17 protein-coding genes and 2 pseudogenes are annotated in these 24,565 nt (G+C 41.0%); 16 read left to right on the forward strand and 3 right to left on the reverse strand.

Annotation, left to right across the window (positions count from 1 at the left end; all coding sequences use genetic code 11):
* Nucleotides 1–10: 10 nt before the first annotated feature.
* Entirely contained in the window at nt 11–604 is a 594-nt protein-coding gene (locus NRF22_RS08545) for a TetR/AcrR family transcriptional regulator (RefSeq protein ID WP_263780087.1), read from the forward strand.
* Nucleotides 605–2,602 carry an ABC transporter ATP-binding protein/permease gene (locus tag NRF22_RS08550; protein WP_263780088.1) on the forward strand — a complete coding sequence of 666 codons (1,998 nt, stop codon included), beginning with the start codon at nt 605–607 and terminating at the stop codon, nt 2,600–2,602.
* A gap of 59 nt (nt 2,603–2,661) precedes the next feature.
* Here the strand turns inward: NRF22_RS08550 and NRF22_RS08555 are convergent, their stop codons facing one another.
* Nucleotides 2,662–3,984 (reverse strand): MFS transporter, encoded by a 1,323-nt coding sequence (locus NRF22_RS08555; RefSeq protein ID WP_263780089.1) that lies wholly within the window; start codon nt 3,982–3,984, stop codon nt 2,662–2,664.
* A 136-nt stretch (nt 3,985–4,120) separates the two neighbouring features.
* Between NRF22_RS08555 and NRF22_RS08560 the strand changes: the two genes are divergently transcribed.
* Nucleotides 4,121–5,107, forward strand: coding sequence for a helix-turn-helix domain-containing protein (locus tag NRF22_RS08560; RefSeq protein WP_263780090.1), 987 nt, complete (start codon nt 4,121–4,123; stop codon nt 5,105–5,107).
* Here NRF22_RS08560 and NRF22_RS08565 read toward each other — a convergent pair.
* A complete protein-coding gene (locus NRF22_RS08565; protein WP_263780091.1) occupies nt 5,104–6,465 on the reverse strand; it encodes an amino acid permease in 1,362 nt (453 codons plus the stop codon). The two genes, NRF22_RS08560 and NRF22_RS08565, sit on opposite strands and share 4 nt — an antisense overlap.
* A gap of 53 nt (nt 6,466–6,518) precedes the next feature.
* Between NRF22_RS08565 and metG the strand changes: the two are divergent.
* Nucleotides 6,519–8,549: pseudogene (gene metG / locus NRF22_RS08570) on the forward strand (methionine--tRNA ligase); the annotation flags it as partial.
* Here metG and NRF22_RS08575 read toward each other — a convergent pair.
* Nucleotides 8,550–9,050, reverse strand: coding sequence for a GtrA family protein (locus NRF22_RS08575; protein WP_263780092.1), 501 nt, complete (start codon nt 9,048–9,050; stop codon nt 8,550–8,552).
* Between the two features lie 106 nt (nt 9,051–9,156).
* On the opposite strand from NRF22_RS08575, the gene NRF22_RS08580 reads away from it, so the two are divergent.
* The 12 genes and pseudogenes from NRF22_RS08580 to NRF22_RS08635 all read left to right on the forward strand — a co-directional run.
* Nucleotides 9,157–9,786 (forward strand): sugar transferase, encoded by a 630-nt coding sequence (locus NRF22_RS08580; protein ID WP_007745196.1) that lies wholly within the window; start codon nt 9,157–9,159, stop codon nt 9,784–9,786.
* Nucleotides 9,786–10,553 (forward strand): DUF4422 domain-containing protein, encoded by a 768-nt coding sequence (locus tag NRF22_RS08585; RefSeq protein WP_263780093.1) that lies wholly within the window; start codon nt 9,786–9,788, stop codon nt 10,551–10,553. Before NRF22_RS08580 ends, NRF22_RS08585 begins: the two co-directional genes overlap by 1 nt.
* Complete coding sequence (gene glf, locus NRF22_RS08590; RefSeq protein ID WP_263780094.1) at nt 10,543–11,712, forward strand: UDP-galactopyranose mutase; 1,170 nt, start codon at nt 10,543–10,545, stop codon at nt 11,710–11,712. The genes NRF22_RS08585 and glf overlap by 11 nt, the downstream gene beginning before the upstream one ends.
* Nucleotides 11,713–11,819: 107 nt before the next feature.
* The gene (locus NRF22_RS08595; protein ID WP_263780095.1) at nt 11,820–13,847 is read left to right on the forward strand and encodes an LTA synthase family protein; all 2,028 of its coding nucleotides are present in this window, start codon (nt 11,820–11,822) and stop codon (nt 13,845–13,847) included.
* An 86-nt stretch (nt 13,848–13,933) separates the two neighbouring features.
* Nucleotides 13,934–14,884, forward strand: a complete 951-nt coding sequence (locus tag NRF22_RS08600) for a glycosyltransferase family 2 protein (protein ID WP_007745201.1) — start codon at nt 13,934–13,936, stop codon at nt 14,882–14,884.
* Nucleotides 14,850–16,805: a DUF6020 family protein gene (locus NRF22_RS08605; RefSeq protein ID WP_007745202.1), complete on the forward strand. Its 1,956-nt coding sequence runs from the start codon at nt 14,850–14,852 to the stop codon at nt 16,803–16,805. The genes NRF22_RS08600 and NRF22_RS08605 overlap by 35 nt, the downstream gene beginning before the upstream one ends.
* A gap of 10 nt (nt 16,806–16,815) precedes the next feature.
* Entirely contained in the window at nt 16,816–17,895 is a 1,080-nt protein-coding gene (locus NRF22_RS08610) for an acyltransferase family protein (protein ID WP_007745203.1), read from the forward strand.
* Nucleotides 17,896–17,933: 38 nt separating this feature from the next.
* Nucleotides 17,934–18,542, forward strand: a complete 609-nt coding sequence (locus NRF22_RS08615) for a Wzz/FepE/Etk N-terminal domain-containing protein (protein WP_007745204.1) — start codon at nt 17,934–17,936, stop codon at nt 18,540–18,542.
* Nucleotides 18,543–18,655: 113 nt separating this feature from the next.
* Nucleotides 18,656–19,903, forward strand: a complete 1,248-nt coding sequence (locus NRF22_RS08620) for a hypothetical protein (RefSeq protein WP_241778162.1) — start codon at nt 18,656–18,658, stop codon at nt 19,901–19,903.
* Between the two features lie 2 nt (nt 19,904–19,905).
* Nucleotides 19,906–20,892 carry a glycosyltransferase family 2 protein gene (locus tag NRF22_RS08625; RefSeq protein WP_028291864.1) on the forward strand — a complete coding sequence of 329 codons (987 nt, stop codon included), beginning with the start codon at nt 19,906–19,908 and terminating at the stop codon, nt 20,890–20,892.
* Between the two features lie 37 nt (nt 20,893–20,929).
* Nucleotides 20,930–22,363, forward strand: coding sequence for a lipopolysaccharide biosynthesis protein (locus NRF22_RS08630; RefSeq protein ID WP_007745209.1), 1,434 nt, complete (start codon nt 20,930–20,932; stop codon nt 22,361–22,363).
* A gap of 99 nt (nt 22,364–22,462) precedes the next feature.
* A pseudogene (locus tag NRF22_RS08635) lies at nt 22,463–24,565 on the forward strand (hypothetical protein); the annotation flags it as partial.

Genomic DNA, 24,565 nt, shown 5'->3' on the forward strand with positions numbered 1-24,565 from the left:
TATGTACCTCATGACGACAAAGGATAAAATTTTACAATCTGCGCTTAGGCTATTTTTGCTTCATGGTTATGAAGCGGTCTCAATTGCTGATATTGTCAAACAGGCAGCTGTGTCAAAGGGTGCTTTGTATAATTATTTTCCCAGCAAGGAAAACCTATTCTTGCAAACGATGCAGCAGCTGTTTTCTGAGTTCGGGAAATCTATGCAAGCCGATTTTGGTCAGCAGGCTTTTGACAGTTTTCATGCTTTTTATCTGGCCTTTGCGGACCACTATGATCAAGTACTCAATGATCGCCAACCTAATCTGAGCGATCAATTGATCCTAATGACCAATGCTGCTAGGGCTTTCCCACAGTTAAAGCAGGTTTTGTCAGAGCAGGAAGCGGTTTTTGTCACATTTTGGCGAAATAATATCCAGCGTGCAATGACCAGCGGTGAATTGCGAACAGGCCTGCCCGCAACGGAATTGAGTCATGTCTATCTTAATTTGGTACGCGGTGTTGTGATTGATCTCGTGATACGAGAACATAACAGTCGAATAACAAAGGGTCTTTTGAAAGAGAGATTTGATACCATATACATGCTGCTGAAAAAGGAGAACTAGATGGCATATCTGCAACTAAAAGACATTCATAAGTCTTATATATTGAATAAAAATGAAGAATTTCCCGTTTTGAAGGGCATCAGCCTAGATTTTGATAAGGGCGAATTTGTCAGTATTTTAGGTGAATCAGGCGGTGGTAAGTCGACTTTGATGAACATCATCGGCGGTCTTGATCACGATTATGAAGGGGATGTCATCTTGGATGGCCACTCTACTCGAGATTTTACGGAAAAACAAATGGATGCCTACCGTCGTCAGACAATCGGCTTTATTTTCCAAAGTTTTAACCTGATTTCGCATTTAACCGTTTTGGACAATGTTTTGGTCAGCTTGGACATGACAACTCTGAGTCATGCTGAAAAGGAACAGCGTGCCAAAGAATTGTTGGAGCAGGTTGGCCTGAGCCAGCATATTAAAAAGCATCCTAATCAGCTTTCCGGTGGACAAAAACAGCGTGTCGCGATTGCGAGAGCTTTGGCCTCTGATCCGGATATCATTATTGCCGATGAGCCTACCGGCGCACTAGATTCCAAAAATACGGATGAAATTCTGGAAATCATGGAAGGCATCGCTAAATCTGGCAAGTTGGTCATTGCGGTCACGCATTCAGAAGAAGTCGCGCGTTTTGGCACGCGGATTGTTCACATGTCTGATGGCGTCATCGATAAAAATCAGCGCAACCGTGACAAATACGCGCTGCCTGAGCCTGAATCAGATCAACGGCTCGTCTCAAAAAAACTGGGTGCTTTGGCTGCCTATAAGAATGCTTACAAACATACCATGTATTATTTCTGGCGTAATTTTTTGATCATGCTGGGAACCGGTATCGGTATCTTTGCCGTCCTACTCTTTTCTGGTTTAGGAAACGGTATTTCAGCTTTCATCAGTGACCAGATTTCTTCGATGATTAATCCAACTTCGGTCTCTGTGATGAGAAATCCATCCGGTAAAAAAATGTCTCAAGCTGAATTCACGAGTTCATTACGACAATTTGCTTCTAACCCATCTGCGCTGTTGATCAGTAAAGGTGATTTGAACAAGCTGCGATCTTTGAAAAATGTTAATGCCGTACAACCGGGTTATCAATTTGGTCAGTATACCTTGACCTTGCCTGGCCAAAAAACGCCGGTTTCAGCTAATGGTTTACAAACTTGGACGCGCGCTTTTGCAAGCAGTACGGTTAAAAACGGCCGCAAACCTGGACAAAATGAGATTGTCATTGACCGAGCTCAGGCTCAGACTTTTCTTGGTACTAAAAAATATCAGCAGATGATCGGTAAGACAGTGACCTTAAGCTTTACTTGGATTAACCAAGCACAGCAGCCAGTCGTGGTTAGCAGGAATTTGAAGGTTTCCGGATTGGCCAACGGCGGCCAAGCAGGTGCTGTTACGGCAACGAATTACGGTACGATGCGTACAATGCTGGAGTCTGCCGGTGCCATAACAGATCCTAATTTTGTTTCAGTGAATGCCGACTCCATCGATGTGACGCGCTCTGTTGCCAAACAAGTTAATAATATTCGCAGCAAAGGTAAATACGCTTTTGGTGCAATCACGGTTGGCGATATTCTAAGTACAGTCAGTTCATATGTTCGCTTAGCGACTAATGTTCTAGCAGCGATTGCCGCGATTTCGTTAGTCGTGTCGGCTTTAATGATTATTGTTTCGATGTATATGAGTGTTTCGGAAAGAACCAAAGAGATTGGTGTGTTACGGGCTCTAGGCGAAGGCAAACGCGATATCAGCCGTTTGTTCACAGGAGAATCGGTCTTAATCGGACTCTTTTCAGCGGTTCTGGCTTTGATTTTGGCCTTTGGTATCGGCGCGATTGCTAATAAAGCGCTTTACGGCCTAGCTAAAGCCAACATGGTGATTATCACACCGGGAAACGTCATATTCGCCTTTGTGATAGCGATTGTGATTTCCTTTTTGGCAGCACTTTTGCCAGCTAGGCGTGCAGCTAAACTTGATCCAATCGAGTCTCTGGCAGCCGAGTAATGGCCTAATAAAATATCAGATCATTTTAAGCAAACAAAAAAGCTCCCATCTGGGAGCTTTTATTTGGCGTTGGCAGTCTGCGCTTTGATTGCCTCTTTGGTATTGAAGCGGCCTGCTGACAGCACCACGAAGGCGAACAGCAGCATACCGATAATGCCCATGGCCAGCCATGCGTAGACAGGCCGGGAAAAGTTTGCAATGCCTAGAAAGAGAAATTGTCCGACTGGTATGGATAGTGTGACGATAGAACTAAATAATCCGCTGATGGCAGCTAGTTGATGTTCTGGCACGACTCTCATCATCATTGCCCCAACTTTAGGATTAATCTTACCTAGCACATAAGAGGTGATAAACATGAGAATTAAAATCAGCCAGCGGTTTGGCATCAGGACAAAAGCAAACGAAGCCAAGGACAAACTTAGCGTCATCAAGGCCGCCAGACTTGTCAGCTTCATACGCCCAATAGCATCATTCATAAACAAAGAGCTGATGATGACGCCGACTGAGAAAACGGCACCGTAGATGGCAACTGTCTGTCCATAAGTTGGAAACCAAGGCGTGAAATAGAGGCCTTTAGCCGATAGGAGTGTCAAATTCAAGATGGCATCCGTCGATGATCCGATAAAGTTCACGGCAGTACCGAAGATAATCAGGAAGAGAATCATTGGCAAAGAAAAGATCAGATTGGCCAAGTTGCCAGAAACACTCTTCACTTTTTTATCATCTTTAATCTCAGCAGCCTTTTTAGATGCTTCAATGGCTAATTGTGATTCTTTTTCCGCCACGACCAGTTCTTTTCTAGAACTCAATAGAACGAAAAACGAAATGGCAAACATCAAAGCATTGATTAGGGCAAAGGCGTCGTATTGGTAATTCATGAAAACAATTAATGTGGCACCAACAATTTGTCCAATCACGCTGATCGTGCTGGAAATGGCTGTTTGTAACCCGTTGGCCACTTCTCGTTTTGCATCAGGGACGACGTGTTTGGTAATTGGCATCGAGACCATGTAAGAAAGGCCGCCAGTCAGATCGCTGAAGAAGTTGATCGCTAATAGAGGGACAAAGATTGCCCAGGATTTCAAATCGCCAAAGAAGAACAAACCGCCTTCTAAAATGTATAAGACCGTTTGAAACAAGCGCCGGTTCAGCATATAACGAATCGGTTTTTTAACACGTCCCGCGACGCTGCCTAACAGTGCCTGCAGCACGGTCGGAAAGATCGTGACTAGCGAAACAATCGAAATTGCCAAAGTCCGGTTGGGCAATTGAGCTGCGTAAATCAAAAAGACAATATTGAACAGGACGGCACCGATTGTCTCGAAAAGATTACTGATAGCCAAAGCTCGAAAAGCTTTGTTTTGAAATAAGAGTTCCCGCATGATGTATTTTCTCCTTTTGCTTGTCATTAATTTATAACACAATACTGTTTGTGTCAAGGTAATATGTGTTAAATAAAAAATCGACCCTAAAATTAGTATGCAGCCAGTTGCCAAAAGCAGATCAAAGTGGGAATATATGACCATGAACAAAGCTAAAAGTGATTATGGTCCTTTATTCAGCAAAATTAGACAAGAAAAAAATCTGTCATTGACAGATTTGGAAGAAGAGGGGCTCTCGCGCTCTTTTATTGGTAAATTTGAAAAGGGCAAAACGAAAATCTCGGCTGATCGCTTTTTTCGCCTGCTGTCGAAAATTCAGGTCACGCCGGATGAATTTTTATCTCGACAGTATGGTGGCCAAACGCCTGATTATTTTAGCCGTTTGGCTGACCGAATCGAAAATAACGATGGCAAAGCTGGGCATATCCAAACAAACTTGCAACTGGAAAAAGAGATCAGCCGAGATTATGCGGCCGATCCCAGCAATCTGGCGGCCAAATATCTCGGTATCATGCTGCATTACATGAATGAAATCGCGATCTTGGTTCGGGACAATCGCATGGCAGACTATTACCGCGTGCGGGCTGCATTTGAAAAAGCCAGTGATGAGATATTGAATTATTTGTTCAATGTCGAGATTTGGGGAAAATTCGAGATTTATTTATATTCAAGTTTTTCAATGGCTTTTTCGCCTGAAACACGCATGCTCTTACTCAAATCAGCTTTGAAATCCAGTGATTACCTTCGTGACATTGCAAACGACGGAGATTTTGCCTTTGAAGATTACAAAATCTTGCTAACTGTCATGTCAAACCAAATTTACGATGATTTAACCAGTATGAAAAAGACTCTTGAGATGTTCAATGAGCGTTTGCAAGAAAGGCCGGATATCCGTTTTAAAGCTGAGTATTTATTTGAATTAGCTTTATACGAGATCGCGACCGGCAATCGAACTAGAGGCGAGGCGCGAGCCAATAATGTGATTAAAGTCTTGACTTTGTTAGCGGATGAGGGAGAAGCAAAAGTCTTGGCTTATTTTTTGCAGCGTTTTAAAACTTATCTTAAAAAGAAAGAGACTGGCAAAGACAAGCCTGATGACCGTACTATGCGTCTGTGGCTTTAATTGCGATGCTTCAGCCAGGAATAGCCGCCAAAAGCCACTACCCAAATCGCAGTCCCGACAACGGCTGGCAAGGTATCGCTTTGAAAGCCCATCGAGACGAAAATAAATGCCATAAAGGCAATTGTCAGCGGATCTAAAATTTTAGGTTTCGGCATTAAAAAACCGTCCGGCAGATAATCAGATGAACGAATATATCTGCTGTGAGCGAGCAGAGTCAGAATATAAATCAAAAGATAGGCACCGGAACTGACGCTGGCGATGACCGAAAACGCATCATTAATTGTCGGTATTGAATAGATAATCGGGGAGACAGCCACGACCAAAGCGGAAAACATGATGGCACGAGCCGGAACGCCTTTGTCACTGATGACTGCAAAAGTTTTCTTGAAATGACCCTTAGAATCTAAAGCCAGCTGGTACAGATGGCGTCCGGAAGAGTACAACACCGAATTTAGAGCACTGGCAGCTGCTGTTAGGACAACAAAATTAATCAAGCCGGCCGCCCAGCTAATGCCCAACAGCTTAAAGACCCAGACGAAGGGCGACTGTTTGGGATCCAAGGAACGCCAGGGATAGATGGCCATAATTGCCAGCAGGGCACCGACGTAAAAAATCAAAATTCTGAAGATAATCTGATTGATAGCTCGCGGCAGTACTTGACGCGGGTTTTTCGTCTCACTGGTCGTGATACCGACGAATTCAATTCCTTGGTAGGCAAAGAAAACCATTGGAAACGCCATGACAAACTTCAGCCAGCCATTAGGAAAAAGCTGAAAATGAGTCGTGATATTGACTAAACTGGCGTGTCCAACAGGCGTCTTGAAATTAACTGCAACCATAAAAATACCAGTCAGAATTAAAGCAACAATAGCCGAAATTTTGATCATGGCAAACCAGAATTCCGCCTCACCAAAGAATTTCACCGTGATTAAATTGATAGACATGATCATCAAAAGAAAAGCGATCTGTATCAGCCACATGGGAATCTTGGGAAACCAGAACTGGAAATAAATACCGACGGCCGTCAGCTCGCCCATCCCCATAAAAACAATTGACAGCCAATAGGTCCAGCCTGAGAAAAAACCAAAGGGTCGGCCTAGATACTTTGTAATAAAATTAATGAAAGTGTGCTGGCTGGGATCCATGTAAAGCATTTCACCCATGGCGCGCGTGAGCAGGAACATAAAAGTGCCGGCTAACAGATAGACCAGCATAATGGACGGCCCAGTAAAGGCGATCGAGCGCGAGGACCCTAAGAACAATCCCGTCCCAATCGTGCCGCCGATAGCAATGAGCTGTACGTGGCGGTTAGATAATTCGCGTTTCATGTGATTATGGCTGTCGTTAATTTTTTTCATTACTCTACATACTAAGGCATCCTTGCTTATAATAGAAACATGTATTTGAAAGGGGCTCATTTGCCATGACTGATAAAAAGAAATTTTACATAACCACACCGATCTACTATCCATCCGGAAAATTACAATTAGGAAACACTTATACAACAGTGCTTGCCGATGCAACGGCACGTTTTCATCGTGCTTTAGGCGAGGATGTCTTTTTCCTGACTGGTACCGATGAACACGGTCTGAAGATTCAACAAAAGGCCGAAGCTTCCGGAAAAAGCGAAATGGCTTATCTGGATGAAATGGCGGCTGGCATTAAAAAATTGTGGAAACTGATGGACATTTCCTATGACAAATTCATCCGGACGACTGATGAGTATCATGAGAAAGCTGTTCAGCATATTTTCAAAAAATTTATGGATGAAGGTGATATCTATAAAGGTGAATATGTGGGTTGGTATTCTGTATCCGACGAAGAGTATTTTACCGAATCGCAGCTGGCTGAAGTTTACCGCGATGAGAATGGCAAAGTGACAGGCGGTAAAGCGCCATCCGGACACGAAGTGCAGCTGGTCAAAGAAGAGACTTATTTCTTCAAGATGAGCAAATATGCTGATTGGCTTTTGCAGTATTATTCTGATCACCCTGAATTTTTGCAGCCGGAAAGCCGCATGAATGAAATGATTACGAACTTCATTAAACCGGGCTTAGAAGACTTGGCTGTGACACGCACCAGCTTCAATTGGGGCGTGCCGGTGCCTGGCGATGAAAGACACGTTATTTATGTCTGGATTGACGCCTTGTCCAACTATATTACGGCTTTAGGCTATGATCCAGATTTGGGCGGCTTTGATCAGCAGCCGGACTTATTCAAAAAGTTCTGGCCGGCCGATGTCCAATTAGTTGGAAAAGAAATTGTCCGTTTTCACACGATTTACTGGCCGATTATGCTGCATGCTTTGGGATTGCCTTTGCCCGGCGAAGTCTTAGGCCACGGCTGGCTTGTCATGAAAAACGGGAAAATGTCTAAATCCAAGGGTAATGTTATTTATCCTGAGACACTAGAAAGCCGCTATGGTTTGGATGCGGTTCGTTACTACCTATTGCGCAGTATGCCATTTGGCAACGATGGTGTGTTCTCACCTGAAGATTTTGTTAACCGCGTCAATTTTGATCTCGCTAATGATTTGGGCAACTTGCTGAATCGTACGGTTTCGATGATTAACCGTTATGAAAATGGCCATATTCCAGCGCTGGGGCATGCAGCTGATTCGGACGCTGATTTAGAAGAAACAGCAGCACAAGCTATTGAAAACTTCAAAAGCGAGATGGCACAGATCCATACGGCGGATGCTTTGGAAGCTGTCTGGACGTTAATTCGCCGAACGAATAAATACATTGATGAGACACAGCCCTGGGTGCTGGATAAAAATGGCGATCAAACAGCTTTGGATGACGTCATGGCCCATCTGACCGCCTCGCTGCGTGTTGCCGGCAGCCTGCTGCAGCCGGTTCTGACACAATCGCCAGCTAAGATTTTCCAGCAATTAGGATTAAAGGACGTGCCCCCAATTGCCGACCTGTCTTTTGCCGATCTGCCTGAAAATGCGACTGTCGCGGCCAAGGCGGTTCCTTTGTTTCCACGCTTGGATGTTAAAAAAGAAGTTGCCTTTATTTCTTCTCTTGTCCAAAAAGATACGAAGGGCAAAGGACGTGCCCATATGGAAGCAGCTAAAGAAAAGGCGCGTGAAGAAGAACAGCAGCCAGAAATTGTCTATGATGATTTTGCCAAATTGCGTTTGATTGCTGGGAAAATCAAATCGGGCGAGTTCTTAGCGAATTCCAAGAAATTGATTAAATGGCAAATTGATGATGGCAGCGAAAAGGGCCGTCAAATCTTATCGGGAATTCGTGAATGGTATCCGGATCCTTCTGTCCTAGTGGGCAAGACGGTCGTGATCGTTGCCAACTTGAAGGCAAGAAAAATGGCTGGTGAAATCAGCCAAGGTATGATTTTATGTGCGGAAAACAGTGATGGGAACGTGATGGTCACCCAGCTGCCTGATGAAATCGAAGCCGGAGCAGTGATTAATTAATCACTGCTTTTTATTTTTGAAGACAAAAAGTTTGGAAAAGACATAATTTAAAACAATTGCTGCGACTTGAATCACCATGGACCAAATAAAAGTATTGGCGAGCACCGGCGATCCGATAAAGCTTTTGATCAATGGCCAAGTTGTGATCCCGGATTGGTAGTTGAGGTGATCCAGCAAAAATAGTTTGATAAAGAAAGATCCGAATTTTTCGATGCACAGCCAGGTTACAAACAGATCTAAAAAGAACACGAAGAGGCGGGCAGCGACGAATTTCATGAATTGACTGAGAAGAGAGCTCTTTTCGGCTTTCGTAAAGACCCATATTTTATTCGTAATAAAAGCGAATAGAATGGCTGAAACTTGTGCGATAATCACGGCCAAAAGTGCGTTTTGGCTAATATGCACAGTTAAAAAACGTGCAACGAAGTAGACGATGGTTGTTAAAACACCAAAAATTAGATAGAGAATTAATTCCTTATGTTGTTCCCAAGAGCTTTTCATGGCTGACTTAACTATTTTAGCTTAATTTAGCGGAAAGCAAATTTTTGTTAATAATTATCAATTTCTAAAATTAGCTTTTGCCAAGTTCGTTATAATAAAGCAGAGAATGACGAAGTCGCAGAAACACTATTTACCCTTCAAAAGATTGATTGATATTGCCGGGAGTATTGTCGGCATTATTTTGTTGTCCTGGCTTTTTTTAATTCTGATTATTTTGCAAAAAATCAATGACCCTAAAGGCCCTGTCTTCTATCGGCATGACCGTGTCGGCAAACACCATAAGCATTTTAAGCTGATTAAATTCCGTTCCATGCGGACTGATGCTGACCAGTATTTTCAAAAACATCCTGATAGTTACCAGCTTTTTGTCGATAACGATTACAAATTCCCTGCTGGTGAAGATCCCCGTGTAACAAAATTTGGCCGGGTTTTAAGGCGGACTAGCCTAGATGAACTGCCGCAGCTCTTTAATATTTTGTTCGGTCAGATGTCGATTGTTGGGCCACGCCCCGTGACCGAGCCTGAATTGCGTTATTATGGCGATCACGTTGATCAATTCTTAAGTGTCCTTCCAGGTGCAATGGGCCTCTGGCAGGCAACAGGCCGTTCGGATATTAAGTATCCGGAACGTGCAGATCTTGATTTGGAATACGTCGATCATATTGGTTTTTGGTATGACTGGTATATTGTCTACCTGACGATGAAGGCTATTTTTAGCCGCGAAGGTGCCTATTAATGACAGCTAAGATTTACGTTGCTTCGCATAAAATCTATCCCATGCCAAAGGACCCGCTTTATCAGCCTATCTGGGTCGGGCATGCTGGATCGAAGAATCCGCTTGACATGCCGGCCGGATGGATCGGGGATGACACAGGCGACAATATCAGCGACAAAAATAGCTCTTTTAATGAGCTGACAGCCTTGTATTGGGCCTGGAAGAATTCTGACGCTGATGTGATCGGGCTGGTTCATTATCGCCGCTATTTTTCCATGAATCACAAAAAAGGGCTGACCAATATTTTGACGCAAGCCCAATTAGATACACTGCTGCAGCAAGATCAAATTATTTTGCCCAAACAGCGCCATTACTACATAGAGACTAATTATTCCCACTATATCCATGCGCACCATGCTCAGCCGATTGATCTGGTTCGCACGCTTATTGGCAAGGACTTTCAGGCTAGTTATGATAAAATCATGCAGCGCCGCAGTCAACATTTATTCAATATGATGATCATGAGCCGTCAAGAGCTGAATGAGTATGCCGGCTGGCTGTTTCCGATTTTGTTCCAACTCGAGAAAGAAATTGACCGCAGCGATTATGATGCTTATGAGAAACGTGTTTTTGGTTTTGTCGGTGAGCGGCTGCTGGATATCTTTTTAGATGCCAAGGGTAAGAGCTTCACTGAAATACCCTTTGTTTTTGAAGAAAAACAGAACTGGATTAAAAAAGGCGGTCTTTTTCTGGCTAGGAAAGTCACAGGAGGAAGAAATGGCAAATAAATTTAATACGAAAAATTATGATTACTTGATTGTAGGCGCCGGTCCCTTTGGATCCATTTTTGCTTATGAGGCTGCTAAATTTGGTAAACGCTCATTGCTGATCGAAAAGCGTCCCTACATTGGCGGCAATATGCACACGCACACTGAGCATGGCATTACCGTCCATGATTTTGGTGCTCATATTTTCCATACTGATAACAAAGAGGTTTGGAATTTTGTTAACCATTTCGCTGATTTCAATAATTATCAGAATCAAGTCATCGCAAACTATAAGGGCGAACTCTATAATCTGCCATTCAATATGAATACTTTCTACGAGATGTGGGGAGTCAAGACGCCGGCCGAGGCCAAAACCAAGATCGAAGAGCAGAAAAAGTCTGCTGGTATCGAAGGAGAGCCGCGTAATTTAGAGGAGCAGGCTATTTCTCTTATCGGCACGGACATCTACGAAAAATTAATTAAGGGCTATACGGAAAAACAGTGGGGAAGAAAAGCCACTGAATTACCATCCTTTATCATCAAACGCTTGCCGGTCCGCTTCATTTTCGATAATAATTACTTCAACCATCGCTACCAAGGAATTCCGATCGGCGGTTATACCCAGCTTTTTGACAAGTGGCTGGCTTCTGATCTGATTGATGTGAAGACAGATGCGGATTTCTTTGCCCATAAGGAAGATTACATCCGCGAATTCCCACGGATTGTCTATACAGGGATGATTGACCGTTTCTTTGATTATCAGTTCGGCGAATTGGAATACCGCAGCTTGAAATTTGAATCCGAAACTTTGGACATGGATAACTATCAAGGAAATTCTGTGATTAATTATACGGATGCTCAGACGCCTTATACGCGTGTCATGGAGTGGCGTCACTTCGATGGCCTAGCTGACCCTGGCAAGACGATTGTCACACGGGAATACCCGCAGAATTGGGATCGGACCAAAGAAGCTTATTATCCTGTCAATAACCAGAAGAACACTGAGATCTACAAAAAATATGCTAAGTTAGCCCGTGAGCATAAAAAGCAGTTCATCTTTGGCGGCCGTCTGGGCTTGTATCGTTATTTCGACATGGACCAAGTTATTAATGCGACCTTTAATACGGTCAGACAAGAATTCGGTCTTGCTGAAGATTATCGTTTCGACACAAATTATTAATAGCAATGCTGCCCCGCATCTATCTGTTTTGCGGGGTTTTTAATGTATTTTAATTGAAATATTGTATAATGCATCGGTTGTGTAAAATGGAATGAAAGAGCTGAGCATTGGATTTACAGAAAAAATTTAAAAAAATAGTTAGCGGCATCAATGATTTTAAGTCTAAACAGAATCCCGCTATGTCAGCTAGTGCGCCTTTTCCGCGTTGGCTTTTTTATCCGCTCATTGTACTCATTTCATCGACCTTTGATATTTGGTTTGTTCAATTCCAAATTCAGGTCGGTATGAATCAAACACTTGTCGAGCGCGTCCAGGCAGCTACAAATTTTGTCGTCAATGCCTTCATTCCTGGCAGCCAGAATCATCAATTTATTTTAAATCTGATTTTTGTGCTGGCTTTTTTTGGGTTAATTTTAGCGATTACGAACCGTTTTTGGCTAACCTTTATTTTAAATAATCTCATCTTTATTGTTTTTGCGATTGCAGATAATCAAAAGCTGATTTATCGAAATGAATCAATACTGCCTTCGGATCTGTCTCAATTGACTAATCCGCTTACGTTAGTAAATTTTATTGGTATTAGCGCAGGTAAGTTTGTGGTGCTAGTGGTTCTTGCGATACTAGTCATTGTTATCTTATATTTTTTATTCCGTCGCTTTGATTCACGCATTAAATTTACTAAGTGGTTTGTCCGCGTACCTTTATTTGTCCTATCTGCGCTAATTATTTTTTCGGCGCGCAGTCTCTATACCGATAATACATTGCCGGATAGCGTCGCTTCTCTGTTCAATGACTCACCCATCCCTTGGGATGTTAACGATGACCAGCGCTCTAATGGCGCCATATATTCATTCATGCGTTTCTTCGACAATAAGATTATGGATATGCCACGGGGCTATTCACGTGCAGCAATAGCTAAAATTGATCGGAAATATAAAAAAGTTGCTAACCAAATCAATGCTAGCCGACCAAATTATTTAGATAAACAAACTGTCATTTATATCTTAAGTGAAAGTTTTTCTGATCCCTTGCGCGTGCCGGGTTTACATGTGAATCCGGATCCAATTCCGAAAATCAGAGCAATTAAAGATAGGACTACTTCAGGGTATATGTTAAGTTCAGGCTATGGTGGCGGAACGGCTAATTTGGAGTATCAGGCGCTGACCGGTCTCTCGCTAACTAATTTTCTGCCCACAGTCACGTCACCGTATGTGCAGGTGGTTCCTTCATCCAATTATTTACCCAATATCAGTAATAACTGGGCTATTAAAAATGCCATTCATCCTTATTTACCTATGGTCTATGATAGATCCTCCGTTTATAAAAAATTTGGTTTTCAAAAATTTTATACGCTTTACAATCCAAAAATTAAATACCAAGATAGGATTGATAACAATCCTTACGTCAGTGACCGCGCTGCTTATCAAAATGTCTTATGGCAGTTGTCTAAAAATGCGAAACCCCAATTTATTCAGATGCCTACGATGCAGAATCACCTCGGCTATAGCAATTGGTACAAAAACTATACCTTTGATATCACTTCGACACTTCAACAGTCCAATTCTGAAGTTGATAATGTTAAGACCTATGTTCAAGGCGTCAACATGACAGATAATGCGACTGAATGGTTTTTGCAACAATTGGATCGGATTAATCGTCCCATTACCGTGGTCTGGTACGGCGACCATTTGCCGGGTATTTATGATAGTGAAATGAGCGATCCCAATAATTTGTTACCGCTCCATGAGACGGATTATTTTATTTACTCTAATAAAGCCAGTTCCTCGCATAATACTAAGTTGGAAGACCAAAATAATTTTACTTCACCCAATTATTTTCAGGCTCTGTCAGCTGAACACATGAATGTAAAAGTATCGCCATTTTTAGCTATGTTGACCGAGTTACGGCAGCAATTACCCGCGTCCTCCAATGCACTAGCAAAAAGTGGTTCTGATATATGGCAGACTGATAATCGAAAGAATATCTATTTAGATGATCAAGGTCAACAGCTTCAGAATAACCAATTTTCTCCTGCACAAAGATCTCTATTAAGGGATTACAGAATGATTCAATATGATATTGTTAAGGGCAGGCATTATATTAAAAATGATGGTTTTCTGAATAATCCCAAGTAAGGTCAGTGGTCTTGGATGTGTGGCATAAGTTGACCAAGCAACTTTTAAAAATAGGTTAAATTAAATATAGTATGAAGTGAGAGTTAATGGATAATTTAGCAATATTGATACCTGCATATAATGAAGCACAAACGATTGAGAAAGTTGTTTTAGATATCAAGGGCGTTATCGGTGAAATTCCGAAAGCTGTGGTATATGTATATGATAATAACTCTCAGGATAACACGGCTGAGCTCGCTCAAAATGCAGGTGCCGTTGTTAGACATGAGTATGTTCAAGGCAAAGGTGCCGTTATTCGGCGTATGTTTCGTGAGATTGATGCTCGAGCTTATATCATGATTGATGCCGATGATACCTATCCAGTGGAGGAGATTCCAGCAATGTATTGTAAAGTTCTGGAACGCAAAGTGGATATGGTGGTTGGAGACAGACTTTCTTCAACTTATTTTCAGGAAAATAAACGTCCTTTCCACAATGTGGGTAATGCTACTGTTAAATTTTTGATTAATCATCTTTTTGACACGAATATTAAAGACATTCTAACTGGTTATCGTGCGTTTTCGTACCGTTTTGTCAAAACCTTTCCTGTTCTTTCAAAGGGTTTTGAAATTGAGACAGAAATGAGCATTCATGCAGCTGAAAGCAATATGTTTGTCGAAAATCAAGTTGTAGAATATCGAGATCGCCCACAAGGCAGTGAGTCTAAGCTAAGCACTTACGGTGATGGGTTTAAAGTGATTCTGAAAATATGGAACTTATTTAGGATTTATCATCCCTTAGCTTTTTTTGGTTCTATATCGCTATTATTAGCTGCAATAAGTCTTCTAACATTTTGGTTCCGTGTCGTGGTACCGTATAGCCACACGGGAATCGTTGCTAACATGCCTACACTAGTTGTGACAATGATAGTGCTCCTAGCTGCGATTGTGTCATTATTTAGCGGTATGATTCTAGATGCGATCCAGTCACAGGAAAAAATGAATTTCGAATATAGGCTCATTGATGCGGAACGGCAAATTAACAATCAAATCAACTAAATTCAAACAAGTCGTTAGTAATAAATGGCTTTTAAGTCTGCTTGCAGCCACTGCTTTTTCTGTCAACTTTAATCCCGTTGATAATTTTTCGGCCTTCACAGTCATTCCTGAAAGATTTGCTGTTTCGAATTTGCCAATTGTGATGTTGGTATTCGCTTTTGTTTTCGTGTCTTTGTCTCAAGCGAAGAAAGAAAATCGTACAGTTGGGAATTCTTGGAAAATTATTGTTAGCTTATTACTCTCGTTACTTGCACTTTTAGGTGAGACGGTTTCCAAGACAACAACTTTAGATTTACTTTTTTCAAGCAAAATTACATTTTTGATTTCTTTGGTATATTGGGCTGGCTGTGCGGCTTTTATTTACTGTTTCATCAATTTTATAGTTTTCTTAGTTCATAAAATGCTGAGCACACAATTTGCGGTCAAAATTTCTAAATTACCCTTTCCAAACGCAGCATATCTTTTTCTTATACTGCTAATTTTGTGGATACCTCTAGGCGTTTACTTATTGCCTAGTACTATCGGATATGATGGTGCACGACAAATTAATGAGTTTTTTAATGTCTCAATCCCGGGATTGAATTTCACTTATTTCCCCACTAATCATCATCCTTGGTTTGCAACATTAGTCATGGGCGGCATTTTTAAACTAGGATTGTTTTTATTTCATAGCCACACCGCTGCTTTCTACACCCACAGCTTTTTTTTGGTTACTTTTTCTCTGTTTGCGTATTCGGGATTAATTTCTAGAATTAGAAGAATTGCTGGTTCGTATGTGGGCTGGCTCGTTCTGCTGTTTCTTGGCCTGGAGCCTCATTTTGTTGCTTATGCAGTCTGTTTTGATAAAACCGGATGGTTTCTAGCATCTAGTGCTTTATTTGTTACATATCTGTTGGACCTATTGATGCTGAGTGACAAAAAGGTCAGGAGTTCTGTCTTTCTTACTTTGGCAACACTACTGGTTTGCCTGTTCCGTAATAATGGTGTTTATGTTACCTTGGTTACTCTCTTGGTAGCCTTTATCTGCATGAAAGAAAGTCGGCGCTTTTTAGGCGCTGTGCTTATTGTATCTTTACTATTTTATGAAGGATGGACAAGGGTTTTTTTGACAGCTTTTAAGGTAATGCCTTCTTCTCCTGCTGAAATGCTGGTTGTTCCTATTCAACAAACTTCTTTTGTTGTAACGCGCTATCCAAATATTTTGACTAAGCAGGATAAAAAAGCGATAAATGATGTTATGTATTATCGTCAGATTCCTCGTACCTATCAACCGAGTTTTGGGGATTCTGCTAAGAATTTGTTTAGATATAATTCGTTTTTAATCACTGCCGAGAGTATTCAAGACTTTAAAAAAAATCCAAATTGGTGGAAAAATAATATATATAAACAACGCGTACATAAATATCTTCTTTCTTGGTTCGTTACTGGTTTGAAGCATCCTCTGTTATATTTGAATGCTACCTTAGATAATCAATTTTTATCTATTGATCCAATTCCGGTACGTTCTTTCAATACCGCGGATCCGTATGGATCGGCTTCAATTTATACTGGTATTCCATCTGATACGTACTTTGTAATTAATAGCAGCTATTTAGAGCATGTACAGCCGTTGGTGCCCAGCAAACAACGAATAGGATTAACGAACTATTTGAATATAATCATGTCAATTCCATTGCTTAATTTGTTTATGTCCACCGCTTTATGGAATTGGTTGGCAATCTCATTATTGATCTATTTCATTGCAACAAAAAATAAGATGGGCATCATATTCACAGTTCCCTCTTTGCTTACATTTTTGATCAACCTTGATGGTTCAGTTAATGGAGACCACCGATATGCAATACCGATAGAGATCATGCTTTTGGTCTCATTAGCCGTGATTAAAAGAAACGATCCAAAACAGTATCTTGAAAATGAATAAACTATCAATCATGCAAAAAACACAAAGAAAAAAAAGAATCACCTACATAGACGTTGCTCGCGGTATTGCCTTATTGCTGGTCATTGTCACTCACGCAGGTATTGGTTGGTGGGTAAATGATGGCTACGCACAGTGGATAACGAATTTCATTATGATTGGCAATTTGCCGATTTTCTTTTTTCTATCTGGTTTTTTGTTCCACGACTATAGCTGGAAAAAACGGATTATTAATACACTAAATAATCTGATTGTTCCTTACATATTTGGATCTTTGATGATTGTTGCCTTGGCCTGGTTATTGAATTGGCCAGTTAAAAGCACTTTAGCTGGTGCTATCTATGGTAATGGCGGACACGACCTTACTTTATTGGGCGATTTAGCACCAATTGGTGCCATTTGGTTTTTCTTAGCCATGGCAATCTCTGTTTTAACTTTTTCTTTGCTTGTGAAACTGGTTAATTTTACCAGGCTGCCAGAGTTTTCCAGACGCATCATTGTTCTCCTTACATCTCTGCTTATCTTTTTTATAATTGTACGGCACGAATTTGTGCCTTATCTATGGCCCTTTGACATACAGAGCGGCCTGTTGGGATCCACTTTTCTGGCTTTGGGCTACTTGTTCAAATATTTATTCGACGAGAGGACCCGACAATTTCATTTTATTCAGACGCCTTATTTTGCCCTCCTTTGTTTGGCTGTATGGGTATATATATCGAAGACAAATATCTTTTATTTTGTATCAGCTGTAATTAATGGAAATGCTTGGCAGACCCTGCTGGCGGCATTTGCATCGATTATTGTGATATTAGATTTGGCAATTTGGCTGGATAAAAAAATTCACGGCTGGATGGCTTGGATTGGACGGAATTCGGGAATGCTGATGGTGACGCACGACTGGGTCTTGATCTTCTTGCAAGTCCAATTGGTGAATAGATATCTTTACATACTGCACTTAAATAATTATTTAGGCTGGACCCTAGCGGCTTTGATCATTGCCTTTCTGACCTTTATAACTGCCTTTCTGATTAATCGCAGCCATTTCGTGCAAACGATCTTTTTTCAAAGAAACTGGCCGCTTAAAGTACAATAGCATTAGCTTCGTTATAATTAATTCTTGGATTGGAAAATATGAAAACATACTCTTTATTAGACTTATTAAAATTGCTCATTAAAAAATGGTGGATTTGGCTTTTAGCGGCGATTATTTTTGCCGGCTTTGGCTTTGCCTATTCTAGGATGGCTGCGTTTAGAACATACCACGCTAATGCGGTGCTGACAATTTCGCATAACTATAGCAATTTCGGTGATAACGACAAAAAGAATAGTGATGCCAATGCGCTTGATCTGACTCAGAGCGACATCCTTCTGCAGAATTCGATTCAAGCACTGATTAAGAATTCAGCGATTACAGATGACGCAAAAAAAACGGTTGCGTTTTCTTCGGGAGATGTGACAGTGACTTCGCCGGATAATAGCGTCTTAATGCATATCAGTGCGAGTGCTGCTAATAAGAGAAAAGCTGTCCGTATCGTGAACGCATTAGCTGCGTCGACAAAAAAAGTTCTTCCTCGGATCCTGCCCGCTGCCGGAAAAGTGATTGTTGCACAAAAGGCGACCAACACAGTCCGTGAGACAGGGCCTAGTACACGAAAGTTCACTTTGATAGGCGCTGCTTTGGGACTTGTTCTTTCTGGTGCTGTGCTTTTATGGAATGATATAAAGGATAAATTGAAGTAATGTCGGCTTGGCTGATATTTTTTTCTTTATTTGTAAAGCAATTTACAAATGTGATCCCGCAACCCTTCACGGTGTTGCCTTTTTTTGTTTTCTCGGCCTATCTCATTTTTAAGGTGACACTTCAACCAAAAGAATTGTTTCAGGAGAAAATCTTTCAAGGCAAGATTGTCCTATACTTTGTCCTGCTCACCGTCTCTGAAATTATTTTACTGATTTGGAATTATAGTAAGTTTGGGTCTGATTCCCAAGATTTCAATATTTTGGGCTCTTTTTTTGGCTTTCTCTCAACGATTCTATCTTTGTTGATTGTGTATCTGCTGTTATTTTGCAGTATTCGATTTGATGCAGATATGTACAGATATATCCGCGGTACGATTCTGACTTTAGCTGTTATGGGTATTTTAGTATTAGTTCCGCAATTGATCGTTGCTACTGGTAAGAATTGGACCTTGAGCTGGGTGAACTACATCGACCAATCAATTTTACCCAGATGGGGGATTGTTGGTGATTATGTGAAAGGTTCTTATGCGGCTACCATGCATCGCGCAAACGGACTAGAGATTGAACCGGCTTTTTTGGCCGGACAACTGGCAGTTGTATTTCTGCCATGGGTGCTATCAGCTGTCAAACACGGCTATTCCTTCATCAAAAATAAATTTGGTCAGTTTCCGACTGAAGCCTACGTACTACTATTCTTTATTGCCGCTGTCTTTGCATTGGCTAAGACCACGACCGGGTTGGTGGCAATTGGCTTGACAGGGCTGGTTTTGGTCTGGGATATGCGTGGCGGAACGCAAAAGTTTTTCATCACGATGGCAATACTAGGTCTTGCAGCAATCACGCTGGCCTATTTCACAATTAATTCAATTCACGGTTTTTTGGATGGCTATTTGTTTGCCAAAGGCGGCCAATCTGCCTCTAATCGAACAGGCGGCACAATAGGTTTGTTTCTGACTTTTTTGCACTATCCATTGTTCGGGGTTGGAAATGGTTATGTGAGTCATTACATTGTTCAGTTCGCACCACGAAACACAAAATTAAACGTTGAGTATCTTTGGGGATTCAGTCATCACTATGCGGTTTTGTCTGATTGGGGTGGTTTTCTGGCTCAGTATGGTTTGTTATTCTTCCTGCCGATCATACGTAAGGTAAGAGAACTATTCTATGATTTCCGCACCAAGATGCCGCAAGATAATTTAACAATTTTTGTCAAAGATGCCGCCAAATATACGATGATTATGTATGGCGTGTTAGCTCTATTCGACTTTAATTGGTTCAGCTATTATTCATTGATTTCTATTTTTGTTTTTGTCAGATTTGCTCAATATCGTATGAAGGAAACACAGGTGTTAAAATCATAAAGATGTCTAAATTATTTATTGAAAATACTGAGAACATAACCGTGAGCGCCGTGGTTGTTACGTATAATCGTTTGGATTTGCTAAAACAATCTATTGCCGCTTTGCAGAACCAGCATAGTGCGAGTCTGAAACACATTATTATTGTGAATGGCGCTTCAACAGACGGCACAAAAGATTGGGTCTTAGCAGAAGCAAAAAAAGACACCAAGATTTTTTTTGTTGATCTGCCAAAAAACGTGGGTGGCGCTGGCGGTTTTAATCAAGGCGTGCGTGCCTTTATTCAGCAGACCAATGATGATTTCGTCTGGCTGATGGATGATGACTCGCTGGTGACAGATGATGCCTTAGATCGGCTATTAGAAGTTTGGAAATTAGATCCCACAGCTGGTATGGCCGCCAGTCACGATATCTGGAAAGACGGGACTTGGGCTAATATGAACATGGCTGCACCCTTATTTTCCGATAAAATCAAGGTTTATTATGGGGATGCGCCTTTTGTCCGCATCAAACATTCGACTTTTGTCTCAACAATCATCTCTCGGATGGCGGTTCTCAAAGTTGGTTTGCCGCAAAAAGAATACTTTATTTGGGGGGATGACATTGAATATACCCAACGTGTAACGCACTTCTTCCCGGGTTTTTTTGTCCGCAATTCGATCGTGGTACATGCCAGCGGGAAGAATCCGTTGCCAGGAGATATTTCTGGTGAAAAGGTTAGAGCTCGTTTGCCTCGTTACCTGAATGAATTCAGAAATCGCCTTTGCACGTCCAAGCGCCGTCATTCACTACCGAAATACATAAAAACGCTGGGTCATAATGCCTATGATTTTGTCAAAGTGTTACTAACACCAGGCGTGAAGTTCCGTTTTGCGAAGTTGGGAATCATTATCAAAGGTACTTGGAATGGCTTCTTCTTTAATCCACCGATTGAGTATGGCGATCCTGAGTATGAGTATCGTGCCGAGGTGATGGAAAAAATATGGAAGTGAAATCCCACTGTTCCTTGGATCAACGTTAAGAAAATTAATGGATATTATAAAAAAACAATTACGTCACGGCATTTTTTTTACAGCTATTGGCCAATATGCCGGTGTTGTGTCCAATTTTTTTATCAGCATTGTTTTATCTAGGATTTTAGGACCCAGTGTCTATGGTGTGTTAAACATCATGCTGGTGCTACTGCCATTTTTTCAGTTGATCACGAGTTTGGGAGTTGGACCAGCTATTGTCCAAAATAAAGAATTAAACGATCGAGATTATTCTTCTTTATTTAAGATTTTATTTGCGATTTCACTTGTGGCGTTTGTTCTTTTCGGGGCTTTAGGTATTCCCTTTGCTTTGATATATCGAAATCCGATCTATTATCAGCTGAGTTGGTTTTTGGCACCTTTAGTTTTGTTATCGATTGTTTCAATTGTGCCAGTGGCTATTCTGCAAAAAAGACAAGATTTTAAAAAACTGAATTTCACCGGTTTATTTGCCTATATCATTGGCGGTATTTTAGGAATTGCCGCTGCTTTTGGTGGATGGGGTATATATGCCTTGGTAATTTCTAACCTTTTGCCATCTTTGATCAATTTTATCTTTTATTTTTATTTTTCAGGTTTGAAATTGCTAAAGGGTTATGACAGGGGCTCCTTTACAAAAATCAGATCTTTTTCTGGATATCAGATGGTTTTTGGTATCTTTAATTATTTCGCCGGAAACATGGACAACTTGGTCATCGGTAAATTTTTTGGACAGAAAGATTTAGGAAATTATGGTAAATCCTTTCAACTCGTTGTTTATCCCAACAATATGTTTGCTGGGGTAATTGTGCCTGTCATGCAACCGGTTCTTAGCAATTTTGAGTCGGATATTGATACGATCAAGAAAATATACCATCGTGTCATTAACGTTCTAATGATTGCTGGAATCCCACTATCTGTGTATTTGTTTGCGAATGCCGATTTAATCATTGAGTTTTTATTCGGGCCGAAATGGTCTGGCGCTATTTTTCCATTCCGTATACTGGCTTTAACGACTTGGATACATATGACAACTTCCACTTTAGGAGCGATTTACCAAGCGAGGAATAAAACCAAAGAGTTAATGAATATAGGATTCTTTGAATTTGCAATTACGGCTATTTTCATTGTTTTTGGTGTTTTTACAAAATCAATCAATGGTATGGCTTTGATGATGACGATTCACTATTACATCATTTTTTGGGTGTCTTTTGGGTACCTGTCGCGAAGAGTTTTAGATGATAAATTAAGGTCTTATATCATAATGATTTTCAAGCCATTAGTGGCTTCTTTAATCGGCTACTTGAGTATATTGGTACCTCAGATATTTGGTCTTGATTTGCGTTCTGTATTCTGGCAGCTGCTTTTAAATTCAATGTTATTTTGGTTCTTTACGATTATCCCTTTATTTTTTATGGGTGAGATCAAAAATTTGTATCATTTGTTTAAATAATAGATTTTCTTTAATAATATGATTTTTTGCAATCCTATTCTCAGAATTGTCTTAGTTAGTAATAGACTTGTAAGTGTTAAATAGTTTTTGAGGGATTTTATGCGTTTAAAAGAAGAAACAAGTTTATTCAAATCAGTTCCAAGATATTTAATCTCATTTGTTTTCTTTTTTTTGTTGATCTTGGTTCCTACTATTTTCGGTTTTGGCGCGTCAGCCGACACCAATGTCATCCCCAATACCTCTGTTACTCAAAGTGTTAAACAAGATAATCAAGCTGATAATACTGCAACCAGTAGCGACGCGACAAACAGCACTAGCACCTCTCCTGAAACCACTGCAACTAGTCAGCCAAACGTATTAGGAAACACCGCAGATGCTAATTCTTCTGCGGTGTCTTCATCGGACAGTAGTGATTCATCGAGTACTCAGCAGAACGCCCCTCAGCCTGGCAATTTACCGTCTGACAATACAGCAAATAATTCAGATACCAACGAGACACCTGCAATTCCATCGAAATTCAAAGTGGGGGACATTGTTCAAATCAGCGCATCTGCTGTTTCAGAATCTAACGGTTATAACCTGATTCCGCACCGAAATTGGGTGGGCAAAGTTTTATCTATTTCCACAGTATCGAATGGCTCTGGCTATGAGTATATGGTTTCTTTCTATGATGGCGAACATAACGATCATGTGTTAGAACAGGATTTATCTGGTTATTCGGATCCGGTTTTTTCTGTGGGTGAAAAAGTTGAAATCGGGTCTTATGCGCAGAATGAATCTAATGGCTATGATTTAGTCCCACATCGTGGTTGGGTCGGAATTATCATCAGCCAACAGCCATTCAGCGGCTCACACTCTTTTTGGGAATACAAAATTAATTTCCAAAATGGTTATGAAAATGATTATGTGTTAGAACAGGATCTTGTCCCCGCCAGTTGGGAGCCGGCAGCTCCAACTATTAGCGGCAACGATTATCACGTAAATATGAGTCAGACAAACAGTGGCAGCCAAAATGATCAGTTGCTGCAAACTGCCCTTTATTATGCTTCCCAACATCCAGGTACAAATATTCAGTTACCGCAAGGAAATTATTCTATGGGCGCAGCAGGGCCACAGAACCTCTCCTCTACTGCTGGAAATATTATTTTATCTTCTAATACCACGATTAATGGTAACCAAACCAATCTAATTGTTGATGGCCAGTCAATTTGGGTAGGTTTGGCTACCGGTCTTAGAGCCATTGATGGTGTTTCAAATTTTACCATGTCAAATTTGAATGTGAAAGCTAAGGATTTGGTCAATGGCAATTTCTTCATCGTGATGGCTGATCATGGTAATAATTGGCAAGTTCATGACAATAGTTTTACGATGGTGAATACTGAAGGCGAACATATTTTTGATCTTGGCGGCATTCAAAATTCGACTTTTTCAAATAATAAATTTATTGGTTATGCACCAAATCTTAAAAAAGTAGCTAGGCTGGATATGAATGACGGCCATGATTATTATGCTGAGGCTATCCAATTGGATGCTTCTTCTAATAATCATGTCTGGGATGCTGATTATATTTCTAAAATTGATTCAGACAGCGCAGAGCATAATGCTCAGACGCAAGAATCAAATAACGTCACTATTTCCAATAACCAATTCCTGCCTTATTTAGATGATCATGGTAATGTTTTGGCTTATTCTACAGGGGTTGGTCAGCATTCCACGCCTGTTGGAAATATAACGGTCACAGGCAACCTGTTTGTTGACCCACTCGTTGATTGGGTAGAAACGGTTTGGCCTGGTCATCATCTGGCACCAATACATTTTTGGTCTGGATATAACAGTCTCAACATATCAAATAACACCGTTATTGGTGTATTTCCTATTCCTAATGCAAGCGCACAGTTGGTCAATAATCAAAGAGTGGTTACCGGTAGTGTTATTACTGCCGTTAAATATGGCATTCGATCTGACGGGAGTGATGATTGGTATATCGATCCCAACCTCAGGATTAGAGTAACGCAGGCCGGGAACTCGCTTACCATAGTTCCCAATTCAACTGGTAGATTTACATTTACCGTGCCAGTTTCTTGGGGCTGGGATGTGCCTAATATTTCCCTATATGCCTTTTCTAGTTCAGCCGATCCATTGAATAGTAGTGACATATGGCAAAGTTCTATGGAAAATCTTGCATTACCAGTTGCTACTGGT

This window comes from Oenococcus kitaharae (assembly GCF_025758695.1).
Classification (GTDB): domain Bacteria; phylum Bacillota; class Bacilli; order Lactobacillales; family Lactobacillaceae; genus Oenococcus; species Oenococcus kitaharae_A.